The 11,277-nt window shown below is 68.7% G+C and carries 9 protein-coding genes and 1 pseudogene; 5 read left to right on the top strand and 5 right to left on the bottom strand.

The features are described from left to right. Positions 1-6 precede the first annotated feature (6 nt). Entirely contained in the window at positions 7-423 is a 417-nt protein-coding gene (gene tnpA / locus ACY5KJ_RS12165) for an IS200/IS605 family transposase (protein ID WP_462188772.1), read from the bottom strand. Between the two features lie 76 nt (positions 424-499). On the opposite strand from tnpA, the pseudogene ACY5KJ_RS12160 reads away from it, so the two are divergent. Continuing rightward, positions 500-1,209, top strand: a pseudogene (locus ACY5KJ_RS12160) (RNA-guided endonuclease TnpB family protein). A 37-nt stretch (positions 1,210-1,246) separates the two neighbouring features. Here ACY5KJ_RS12160 and ACY5KJ_RS12155 read toward each other — a convergent pair. The 3 genes from ACY5KJ_RS12155 to ACY5KJ_RS12145 all read right to left on the bottom strand — a co-directional run bounded on the left by ACY5KJ_RS12155 (position 1,247) and on the right by ACY5KJ_RS12145 (position 3,516). Beyond that, positions 1,247-1,789 (bottom strand): DUF3618 domain-containing protein, encoded by a 543-nt coding sequence (locus tag ACY5KJ_RS12155; RefSeq protein ID WP_462188771.1) that lies wholly within the window; start codon positions 1,787-1,789, stop codon positions 1,247-1,249. A 125-nt stretch (positions 1,790-1,914) separates the two neighbouring features. After that, complete coding sequence (locus ACY5KJ_RS12150; protein ID WP_462203379.1) at positions 1,915-2,367, bottom strand: phage holin family protein; 453 nt, start codon at positions 2,365-2,367, stop codon at positions 1,915-1,917. Between the two features lie 264 nt (positions 2,368-2,631). Further along, positions 2,632-3,516 (bottom strand): alpha/beta fold hydrolase, encoded by an 885-nt coding sequence (locus tag ACY5KJ_RS12145; RefSeq protein ID WP_462188769.1) that lies wholly within the window; start codon positions 3,514-3,516, stop codon positions 2,632-2,634. 1,841 nt (positions 3,517-5,357) lie between these two features. Between ACY5KJ_RS12145 and ACY5KJ_RS12140 the strand changes: the two genes are divergently transcribed. From ACY5KJ_RS12140 to ACY5KJ_RS12125, 4 genes are read left to right on the top strand one after another with little or no spacing between them, the layout of a single operon-like run. Further along, positions 5,358-6,488: a DegT/DnrJ/EryC1/StrS family aminotransferase gene (locus tag ACY5KJ_RS12140; RefSeq protein WP_462188774.1), complete on the top strand. Its 1,131-nt coding sequence runs from the start codon at positions 5,358-5,360 to the stop codon at positions 6,486-6,488. Between the two features lie 2 nt (positions 6,489-6,490). Then, the gene (locus ACY5KJ_RS12135; RefSeq protein WP_462188773.1) at positions 6,491-7,468 is read left to right on the top strand and encodes an NAD-dependent epimerase/dehydratase family protein; all 978 of its coding nucleotides are present in this window, start codon (positions 6,491-6,493) and stop codon (positions 7,466-7,468) included. Positions 7,469-7,470: 2 nt separating this feature from the next. Then, complete coding sequence (locus ACY5KJ_RS12130) at positions 7,471-8,775, top strand: MGDG synthase family glycosyltransferase (protein ID WP_462203378.1); 1,305 nt, start codon at positions 7,471-7,473, stop codon at positions 8,773-8,775. A 52-nt stretch (positions 8,776-8,827) separates the two neighbouring features. After that, complete coding sequence (locus ACY5KJ_RS12125) at positions 8,828-9,922, top strand: EamA/RhaT family transporter (protein ID WP_462189216.1); 1,095 nt, start codon at positions 8,828-8,830, stop codon at positions 9,920-9,922. Positions 9,923-10,115: 193 nt separating this feature from the next. On the opposite strand, the gene ACY5KJ_RS12120 is transcribed toward ACY5KJ_RS12125, so the two are convergent. Next, the gene (locus tag ACY5KJ_RS12120) at positions 10,116-10,274 is read right to left on the bottom strand and encodes a hypothetical protein (RefSeq protein ID WP_023840144.1); all 159 of its coding nucleotides are present in this window, start codon (positions 10,272-10,274) and stop codon (positions 10,116-10,118) included. Positions 10,275-11,277: the final 1,003 nt, after the last annotated feature.

Raw genomic sequence — 11,277 nt, 5'->3', positions numbered from 1 at the left:
ACAGACCTAGACGGGACGGGTCTGCTGCTCGATGTACTGGCGGACGGCGGTCAGCGGCGCCCCGCCGACCGATCCGGCGAAGTAGGAGCCGGACCACAGCCGGTTCGCGCGCCAGTAGTGGCGGGCCAGTTCAGGGAACTCCTGGCGCATCCGCCGGGACGACACTCCCTTGAGGCTGTTGACCAGCCGGGATAGTGCGACCTTCGGCGGGTAGTTGACGAGCAGGTGGACGTGTTCGCCTTCGCCGTTGAACTCGGCAAGGTCCGTTTCGAAGTCGGCGCACACCGCCCGCATGATCTCTTCCAGTCGGGTCAGGTGCCCGTCCTCGAAGACGCGGTGCCGGTATTTGGTCACGAAAACCAAGTGGGCGTGCAGCGCGAAAACGCAGTGCCTGCCAGTACGGATGTCGAGATCGCTGCCCATAGGCCAATGGTAGGCTCGATCTGCGCAGCTTCGGTACAACTTCCGTCTCGACCCGTCGCCGGGTCAGAGGGCGGCGCTGTCCCGGACATTCGGCTGCGCCCGGGTCGTGTTCAACGACGGGCTGCGGCTGCGGCAGGAAGCACACACCGCCGGGTTGCCGTACGTGTCGGATGGGGAACTGTCGAAGCGAGTCATCACCGAGGCGAAGAAGACCCCGCGACGGGCGTGGCTCGCCGACGTGTCGGCGGTGGTGCTGCACCAGGCGGAAGAAGGCTGTCGTCAAGGTGGCACGGGTGCACGCCCACGTTGCCGACGCCCGACGGGACTGGCAGCACAAGCTCTCCACGACGATCATCCGCGAGAATCAAGCGGTGTACGTCGAGGACCTGTGCGTGGCCGGTCTTGGCCGGACCCGGCTGGCCCGGTCGGTGTACGACGCCGGCTGGTCCCAGTTCATCGCGATGCTGGAGTAGCAAGGCCGCGCTGCAGGGCCGGGTATTCGCGAAGGTCGACCGGTTCTTCCCGTCGTCGCAGGTCTGTTCGGCGTGTGGGGTGAAGGACGGGCCGAAACCACTGGCGGTCCGGTCGTGGGCGTGCCCGGCCTGCGAGGTCGTCCACGACCGGGACGTGAACGCGGCACGGAACATCAGGGCCGAAGGGCGCAGGGTCGCCGCCGGGCAGGCGGAGACCGTAAACGCCCGTGGAGCGCGGGTAAGACCGGCCTCCGTGCCGGCACCGCGCGGCGAAGCGGGAACCCACCCGAAGCCCACGCCCACAGCGGCGTAGCAGGCGGGAACCTCCGCCCTTCAAGGCGGAGAGGATGTCAATCCGGGTCGATCTCGCAATGCCGCCGGAGCCGGAGGATGAGCAGCAGAATCACGAGCAGAACCGCCAGCCCGGCGGCGGACCCCGCTGCCCGCGGGTTGTCGGCGGCCTTCTGCCGGCCAGCCGTGAGGGCGCTGCCCGCGGTGTCGCGCACCTGGCCGGCCTTCGCCGCCACCTGCGGGTGCGCCTCGATCTGCTTGTGCACAGTCTGCGTGGCCGTACCCGCGGCGCTGCCGGCCGTCGCGCGGGCCTTCTGCGCGGTCACGGCGAGCTGCGGGTGGGCGTCGAACTGCCGGCGTACGGTGGCCTTCGCCTGATCCGCCGTGTCTCGGGCCTTTTCGGCCGCGATCTCCGTCGTCGCCGCGACCTTCGGGCGGACCGCCTCGGTCGCCGTGGTCACCCGGCGTTTGATGTCCTGTGCGGTGCGACCGGCGACCTTCTGCGGGCTGACCCGGTCGGAGAGCTGGTCGAGGTCGCTGCCGAGCCGCGCCCGGGTCGCCTCGATGTCGGACCGGATCTCATCCGGACTCGTGCTTGTCACTGCGAACCTGACCTTTCTGATGCTTCTGCCGGTGGTTCCGCGGAAACACGGGGCGGTGGGCGGCACGGGGAGTGGCGACACGGGGTAGTGGGCGGGTGAACGAACCCGCGGTGGTGGGGGAGGGACTACCCGCGGCGGCCCTGCGCCCACTGGACGTCCTCGCGCAGCGTCTCCACGGTCTGCGCCGGAGTGGGGTGGACCGCGCGCACGGTGGAACGACCCCTCAGGGCCAGCACGGCCGCGACGGCACCGAGGACGACGGTGATGATGAGGGCGGCCCAGCCCAGCGCCATCACCTCACCCAGGCCGAACATGACGGCCAACAGGGCGAAGAGCAGGACGAAGTAACCGGCGCCGCCCGCTGCGGCGAACATGCGGGCGCCCTTGCCGGCCTTCTTCACCTCCTCGCGCATCTCGACCTTGGCGAGGGCGACCTCCTGGCGGAACAGCGTGGAGATATCCGAGACGACGTCGGACACCAGTTCCCCGGTCGATTCGCGGTCCCCGGTCGTGCTCCCGGCGGCCGGCGGGGCCGGCGCGGTCCGGAGAGCCTGGGTGGCATCCGATGAGGTCCGCACCCGTGCACCATCCACGTACGGGGCGCTATCGTCCGGGTAGGGAATACCGGTCGTTCCCGACTGCCGCCGGTGTGCACTCCTCATGGGTTCTCCTCGCGGCTTCTCCTAGCGGGCGTCCGCGTAGCCGCACCCGCAGAACAACGTACGATCTGCGGATTCCCTCGGATCGGCGGCTTAACCCCGGCAGTCGCGCCACCTGGGACGAATTACCGTTTTGTCCGTTTTCCGCCGGACTCTCGCGCCCGCGGCCGGCGCACCCGGTCGTCAGTCCACCCGTTCCTGCGGGGAGGAGTGCTCCCAGTCGGCGAGGATCGTCCGGATCCCGGTAACCAGCAGCAACGGCTGATCGAGCATGACGTGATGGCCGGCGAGCGGGATCTCGATCACCGGTGCCACCCGCCCGAGCAGGTTGTACATCTGGACGCCGATGTCGGGGGTGAGCAGGCCCTTCTCGGCCCGGAAGAGTGCGACCCGGCAGTGCACCTTGCGTAGTACCTCGGGCGACGGGGTCCGGTTGCCGAACACCTTCGGGTCGAACTTCCACGTCCAGCCGCCCTGGACCGACCCGATCGAACCCCGGGCGACGTGATCGATGATGAACGGCAGCACGTAGGGCTGCTCCGGCACCGCCCGGAACCGGGCCAGCGCGTCGGTCGCCGTCGGATACACCCGCAGCGGGCCGAACGCCGTCCGGTCCCGGGCCGCCCGTTCCTCCGGGGTGAACTCCTGCACGGGGGAGTCGACGACGACGATGCCGGCGACCCGGTCCGGGTACTCCGCGGCGGTAGTGATCGTTACCCAGCCGCCCATGCTGTGCCCGATGATGATCGGGGGCGAGGTGACCTCGGCGTGGTCGATGACACCGATCACCTCGGCCGCCCAGGTACTGAGCGAGTAGTCCTCGCGCCGGTCGCTGTCACCGTGGCCGGACAGGTCCAGCGCGATGACGCGGTACTCCCGCGGGATCATCGGCGCGATGTGGTCCCACCAGCCCGCGTGGGCGGCACCACCGTGGACCAGCACGATCGCCGGCCGACTGCCTCTGCCCCAGCAGCGGTAACTGATAGTCGCGCCCGCCACCTCGGTCTCGTGCCGCTCCGGTCGGTGGTCAAGGGCGGCCTCGAACCAGGCCGGTGCTTCATCATCCATCCCAGGTCTCTGCCGTTCGGTTCGTCGGGCGGGTGGCTCCATCGTCGCCGGCCGGCGACGTGTCCCACCCCTGATACAACACCGCCAGGCCTGCGTTCAGGCCGTTCGTGGCCGTGTTGTCGGATTGGCGATGAGACGACCACCGCGGGGCGGCGATCATGTAATGCTGGACCGGCCTGCGTAGATGCGCTGGCGGTCGACCTGCCTCGGCCGATGCGCAGGACGCCCGACGACGCCGGGTGCGAACGGCGCGTGTGCACTCGGTCCGGCGAGGTGACCGGGTCGGTACCGGAGCTCGGACCCCGGCGGCCCCGTGCGGCGTCACACCCGTTCCCGGGAATGCACGTCGTGCACCACGGGCGTCCCACCGCCGCGGATATTCCCGTGACCGCCGCCACTCCCTTCGCTGCACGGGGTGCAGCGAAGCATTCTGATGTTTCCCATGTGCAACAGAACCGGTAATCTAGCCCGAAATTTCGACCTTTCGGGGGACTGCCGGCCGGCCCGGGCGAGCTGCCCGCACTGTTGCACGTTGCTGCTTTCAAGAGAAAAATGTTACTTTTATATTGATGTGGTATAATTTCGGCCCGGAGTTTCGGGTCCGGGCCCGACCTCTCCGGTCCGCCGCCTCCGCGCAGGCCGCGTGGTCGTGCCACGCTTGATCACCATCGGGCCGGCGCGGGGCAGCCGTCCCACTGGCTGCTCTACGACACACGCCGGTGCGAGATCAGTTTCCAGGAGGCGGCATCGTGACCATTCTCGCCCCATGAAGCACATTTCGGTGCAGTTTGGCAAGAGCCGAGGGTGCGGAAACCGTTAGGGACCTTGGTCCCGTCGCGTCCGACAGATGGGGGTCGTACACTTTCACCAAGTCCCGACGAGGCCGTCTACCTGCGTTCCCCCCGTACGTCGGGTGAGACGGCTTCGTCGGGACTACTTGTATCCGGTTGTATCCAGACCGTTCTCGAGCGAACGGCCCTGGTTCGACTGTAGATGATCTTTCCCTGGTCGCTCACTCCGGCTGGGTGATTTCTCGACGGCCGATCAGCCCCGGCTGGCCGCGTCCTCCATCCGGTTCATCCGTCTTCAACTGATCGTCGTCCGCGTGCCCACAGGCGTGGTTCGCATGGCGATCAGTATCTGCCGCAGTGCCTGCTCGTTCCCGCCCTGCGTCCTCGGTCGATGTCCTCGGTCGAGGTCGCGGTTCATTGACAGGAACGAAGGGTGGGGTGACATCCGCCGCCTCCGCGGCTACCCGGGTGAGTGTTACTTGGAGTGATGGAGTGTCGCGTTGGGTATCGGAGACGCGACGATGCAGGCCTCCCGGCCTTGGCCGTGCCCGGGAAGCGGCTGGCCGGGACCAGTGCCGTAACGACGAGGTCCGGGCGGCCGCGGTACTGGAGGAGCAGGTCTGGGTCGCCGTGGGCGGACCCGTCGCCGTCGCGGCGAGTGGCGTCGCCATCAATCACCATGTGTCGCGGGTTGGCGGTGATTAGTGACAGACATCTCTCCTTCATCACAGGAATATCGCCTTGCTGACATATTTGGTTACGTTCGGACAGATGTGGGATGTTTTGTGGGGAGTAGCCGTGGGCTGCAGACATGCCGGCGATCGGGATCGATAGCCTGTTTTGGGCATGTACCGACAAAGCCGATGGTTGCCTCCGTACGGGTCGGAGGGAGCGCGGTGGGTCGCTGGCGGGAGGCCGGCGGAATCCGGAGTCGGTGATGCCGCGAAGGCCGCGGCTCGTCCCGGCCGGGTCCTTCGTCGCGGCGCAGCCGCTATGGGGGCCGGCCGGCTCGCTCGCACGGGAATGACTCGGAAGGTAGGGGTGAACAAGGTGTATGTCCCCGCGGCGCGCATCGTCTTCTCACCGGAGGATCGCGCGGAGATCGCATCAGCCGCGACCGAGATCCTGGCCACCGGTGCGCTGACCTTGGGTGTCCATACCGCTGAATTCGAGGCGGCATTCGCCGCGGCTCACGAGGCCCCGTTCGCGGTCGCCGTGAGCAGTGGAACGGCCGCATTGGAGATCATCCTTCGTAGTCACGGTGTCGAAGGCGCGGATGTCGTCGTGCCGACGAACACGTTTGCGGCGACCGCTTTCGCGGTGTTGCGGGCCGGTGCCATGCCGGTTTTCGCGGATGTGAGTTCGGACACCTTTGCCCTGACCGTCCGCAGTGTCGAGGCCGCGGTGACGCCGCGGACCCGCGCCGTTGTCCTGGTCCACATCGGTGGGCTGATCCCGCCGGACGTGGCCGAGTTGCGGGCCTTCTGTGACGATCGAGGCATCGCGCTGGTCGAGGACGCGGCACATGCCCACGGCAGCCGCCACGGTGACGGCCACGCCGGGTCGTTCGGGATCGCGGGAGCGTTCTCGTTCTATCCAACCAAGGTCATCACGAGCGGTGAGGGCGGAATGATCCTCACGTCCGATCCCGCCATTCACGAAGCCGCTCGGATCTATCGTGACCAGGGCAAAGCCGGTTTTCTCGGGAACGTCCACATCAAGCAGGGGTACGCCTGGCGGCTCAGCGAGATGCAGGCGGTCACCGGCCGGGTGCATCTGCAGCATCTCGCCGACTTCCTGGCGACCCGCGCCACCGTAGCCGCGCGGTACGACGCCGCGCTGGACACCCTGGGCACCGTTACCCGCCTGCAGATGCCGCCGGCTGGTCTCTGCAACTACTACAAGTACATTGTCCTGCCCCGCCCCGGGATCGATCGCGGCCGGCTGAAGAAGGAGCTGAAGGAACGCCACGGCGTCTCCCTGAGCGGTGAGGTCTACGAGTCGCCGCTGCACCGGCAGCCGGTCTTCAGTCACTACGCGGTCCGGTCCCTTCCGGTTGCCGAGGACATCTGCGCCCGGCACGTGTGCCTGCCCATCCATTCGGACATGACCGAGGTGGAGGCCGACCACGTGGTCGCGTCCTTCGCCGCCGCGCTGCAGAGCCTGAGCCTGGACGGATGACGATGAAGATTGCGGTAACCGGAGGGTCGGGTTTCATCGGCAGCCATGTGGTCGACCGTCTGCTCGACGCCGGTCACGACGTTCTCTCGCTGGACGTCGAACACCGGCCGGTCGACCCCCGGGCCAGTTACCAGCAGCTCGACGTGCTTGATCTGCCGGCGGTCACCGCCGCGCTGAGGGGCGTCGAGGCCGTCTTCCACATCGCGGGGATGTCCAATGTGGACTTCGCGTTCGCCGACCCGGTGCGCACCGTGCGGCTCAACGTCGAGGGCACCGGGAACATCTGCGAGGCGGCGCGGCAGGCCGGGGTTCGGCGGGTGCTGTTCGCCAGCACCGTCTGGGTGTACGGGGCGGTCGGTGACCGGGCCGGCTCGGCGCCGCTGACGGAGGACGCCGAGATCACGCTGGGCCGCGCCGGGCACGTCTACACCTCGACGAAACTGGCCGCCGAACTGCTGCTGCACAGCTATCAGCAGACCTACGGGCTGCCGTTCACCATCCTGCGTTACGGCATCCCCTACGGCCCCGGAATGCGTGACGAGCTGGTGCTGGCCCGCTTCGTCCGCAAGGCTCTGAACGGCGAGTCGCTGACGGTGGCCGGCGACGGCCTGCAGTTCCGCAACTACGTGTTCGTCCGGGACCTGGCCGAGGCGCACGTGCTGGCTCTGACCCCCGACGCGGCCAACACCACGCTCGCCCTCGAGGGCAGCGAGTCGGTCAGTGTGCTGGAGATGGCACGGGCCGTCCGGGAGTACTTCCCCGGCACCGCCATCGAACACATGCCTGCGCGCCCCGGGGACTTCCGCGGCCGGGAGATCTCCGCGCAGCGGGCCGCGGAGGTGCTCGGCTGGCGACCGACCACACCCTTCTCGGAGGGTGTCCGGCAGTACATCGAGTGGTATCTGGCAAATCGACGGCCTCCGGCTCAGGCGCTCCCGCCTGTCGGCGACCTCGACGTCTCCGCGGTCTCCTCGGAGTGACCATGGCGCAGATCGGCGGTAGCACGGTGAATGGACCATCCAAAGATGATGTTGAGGTGGGAGTCGGCGGCCCGCCAGCCGTCGGCGAACCGGGGGTCACGGAACCTGTCCTGCCGGGGCCGGCCGCAGCGGGGGGACCGGTCGCCGCCGCACTCCCCGCCGATCCGCGCACGCACGGCGTCGACGCCCGGCCCGCCGGAACGCCGACGCGGCGGGGCTCCGCGCTGCTGCTGTCGGGCTCGCTCGGGATGGGCCACGACGTGATGGCGCAGGCGTGCGGCGCGTCGCTCACCCGGCGCGTCACCACCCGGACCGCCGACAGCCTGCGCATGCTCGGTGGGCGTAACGGCTCCCGGGGGGAGAAGGTCTTCCGTGGCATGATCGCCGTTCCGGGCCTGTATGACGCCGTGCACTTCTCCCAGATGAGAACCGGTGGCCGGCTCGCCCAGGCCATCGAGAGGACGTCGAGCCGGTTCGTCGTCCCGGCATTGCGCGAGGAACTGGCCGCTCAGCCGACCGATCTCGTGATCTCGATCTTCGCTACCGGAGCCGCGGCGACCAGCCGGGTCAAGGCCGAGTTCCCCGGCCTGGTGACGGCGGTGTTCTCCACCGATTGCTGCGTGCACCGGCTGTGGGTACACGACAACACCGACCTCTACCTGGTCACCTCGCAGACCGCCGCCCGGTACGTGCGGCGGTTCTCGCCGAACGCGCTGATCTCGGTGGTCCCGACCCCGGTCCGGGAACCCTTCTACGACCCGCCGACTCAGGAGGAGGCGCGGGCCGCGCTCGGTATCCCCGCGGACGCTCCCTGCGTGCTGCTGATGTCCGGCTCCTGGGGGCTGGGACCGTTGGTGGAGGGTGCCGCGGCCATGGCCGCGGCGGGCATCTACGTGCTTGCGGTGGCCGGCCGCAACCAGCGGTTGGCCGCGCGGTTGACGGCTCTGTCGGAACGGCAGCACAAGGTCATCCCGTTCGGCTTTACCGATCGCGTCCCGGCGCTGATGGCGGCGAGCGACCTGGTCGTCACGTCGTCCGGGGACACCTGCAGCGAGGCTCGGGTGATCGGACGGGACCTGCTGCTCATCGACGTGGTGCCGGGGCATGGCCGGGATAACCTTCAGAAGGAACTCGAGCGAGGTCGTGCCGAGGTGACGAACACCGACCCGGTGTCGTTGACCAGATCCGCGCTCGCGTGCCTTGACCGGGTCAAGCCACCGTCGGACCGGGTGGCGATCGGCCCGCACGCGTGGGAGCAGGCATTCGGGGCGGCTCTGGCGCAGATCGGTTTCGGCGCGGACTGGTGAGGCAAACCCACGGTTCGGGACGGATCCTGAGGGCCATGATGTTGGACGGGACATGAGCAGAGCCCTGGTGATCGGTCTGCCGACCGCGGTCGTCTCGGCGGCTCTCTACGGGATCGCGCCGCTCGTCCAGGCCCGTGCTGCCCGCCGGGAGGAGGAGAGCTCGGGGCTGGGGCTTGCGCTGCTGGCCCGCCTGGTGCTGCGCCCCCTGTGGCTGATCGGCCTTGCCGTGGAGGCGGGCTCGTTCCTGCTGGAGGTGTATGCCCTGTCCGTGGCCCCGGTGGCGATGGTCGCCCCGGTGATGGCTCTCGACATGATCGTCTTTACTCTGCTGGCGCAGCGGGTGCTCGGCGAGAACATCAGCCTGACCGGCTGGCTGGGCGTGGTCGCGATGGTCGGCGGTATCGGCCTGCTCGCCTTCGCCTTCACGCACCGAGCGGAGGTCGGCAGCTCGGCCAGCACCGATGTCCTGCTGGCCTTCCTCGTCCTCGGTCTGATCTTTGCGCTGCTCTGCGCGTCCCTCGCCAACCTGGCCGTGGTGCGGGACATGGTCGCGGGCGCCGCGTTCGGATTCGGGGCCGCGGCCGGGGTCAGCTACGCCATCGCCACGCTGGCGACCCGCCAGATCGGCCTGGCGGTGAACGAACGACGGGAGGGGCAGTCCACGCTGGTGGACCTGCTCACCACCCCGACGCCCTACGTCCTCGTGCTGTTCTCCGTGCTGGCGCTCGGTCTTCAGCAGCGTGGCCTGCAGGGGCACGCCGCCGTCATCGCCTTCCCGGTGACCAGCGGGGTCTCCGCCTTCCTGCCGGTGACCCTGGGCCTGACGCTGTTCAACGAGCCGGCGCCCGACGGTGTCCGCCGCGTGGCGTTCATCGTCGCGATGGTGCTGGTCGCGGCCGGAATCGCCGCTCTCGGCCGCGATCGGATGGCGGCAGACCGGTCCGTGGACGAACTTGAGAGCGTGCTGCGGCCCACCCCCGACGACCGCCGATTGGAGGACGGCGTCGTCCCCCTGGACGGCCGGCCGGAGGTGGTCGAGCCGTCGGATGCGGAGCCGGGGCAGTCGGCGAGGGCCCGGGACGAAGCAGCTTCTATCGCTCGTACTGGCACGGTTGTTTACCGTAGCGGCATGTCGAAGAACTTATAGTGATGCGCCGTGTGCTTTCGGTGAGATAGTCGTCGTGGCCGGCCGCTCGGGTTCACCCCCCGATCGCCCGGGCGCCCGGCCGTCTCCCGCTTGCCCGCCTTGCACGTTCCCCGCGTCGCGCATCCGGTCGAGGTTTCCTCCGGTCGGGTCGTCGAGACGCCGCCAGCCGCATCTCGACGACCCGACTGGCTCGTCAGACCCCGAACCGCTGGAGGGCCTTGCGCACCCGCAGGTTCGCCTGCGCGAAGGAGATCTTTCCGTCCACGTAGGCCGACAGCGCCGCGCGGCGGACACGCTCGACGCGCTGATCTTCAATCGGAGTGTTGAGTAGGTTGGTCGTGGCGGTGGCCACGGCAATCACCTCCCAGTGGCAGGGAAACAGGGCACTGCAACTCGCGGGTGACCTCGGACGGCACACCGGACCGGAAGGCGGGGAACGAGGCGACGATGCCTCGGCCGATCCTTTCGACGTGAGGTCGATCCGAGATCGGAGATGAGCAGATGGATCTGGAGAGCGGGCGGACGCTGCGCTGCGCCGCCTCGCTAGGAGGGCGAGGGGATGGCGGCTCCGCGCTCCGCCCGCCCCGGATGACCGAGGACCCGGGCAGGTGCGTTATGGCGCCGCACGCGGGTAGCCGTATTGCCACATATGGTCACAGCGACTGCCCTCCTCCGCGTTGGGCGGGCGCTCGACGCCCGCGTGGCCCGTCCCGGTCGGGTGGAGGTGACCAGACGCCGACCCACCGGGCTGTGACGGGAGACCGCAGGTGCCTTGTCACCCGATCGCCTCGCGGCGAGTGACGCACTGCCGTATCCACATCACGTTACAGCCATGTAACGACCGTGACGGGACGAACGCCCGGACAACGAAGCCCGACCGAACATCTATAAGAGTGCGCGACCGGGAGGCATTGCGCAAGAGCCAACCGGCTCGTGGCGAGGCTTCCTGAACAGGCATCTCGGCCCCTCGGCCGGTGGAACGATGCCGTTGATCGAATCGTCTCCGCCTGGCGGGTCCGGCCCGGCGCCGGTCCTGGTCCCAGTCTGAAACACCAGGGCGGTGCATCCTGGCCCGGGCATCCCGGCCCGGGTAGGGGTTGACCGAGGATCATCCGGTCACCGGCGTGATCGGCGGGGTTACGGCCACCGGAGCGATATGCATCGAACCGTGGAGGAGAGTCGAAAGCGGCGGGCCCGGTCCCGGTCGCGACGTACCGGAGCGACCGGGACCGGGCCGAGGCCGACCAGCGGCGATCTCGTTCTTTTCCGATGGGATTTTTCGGTAAACATTCACCTGCTTTAGTGATCTTGCTGTAGGTGACGGTTCACGGGCATGGCTGTGGGCCGCGCCGGGC

The organism is Frankia sp. CcWB3 (assembly GCF_977927595.1).
The sequence above is the reverse complement of the archived record's forward strand: the minus strand, read 5'-3'. Positions and strand labels throughout refer to the sequence as shown.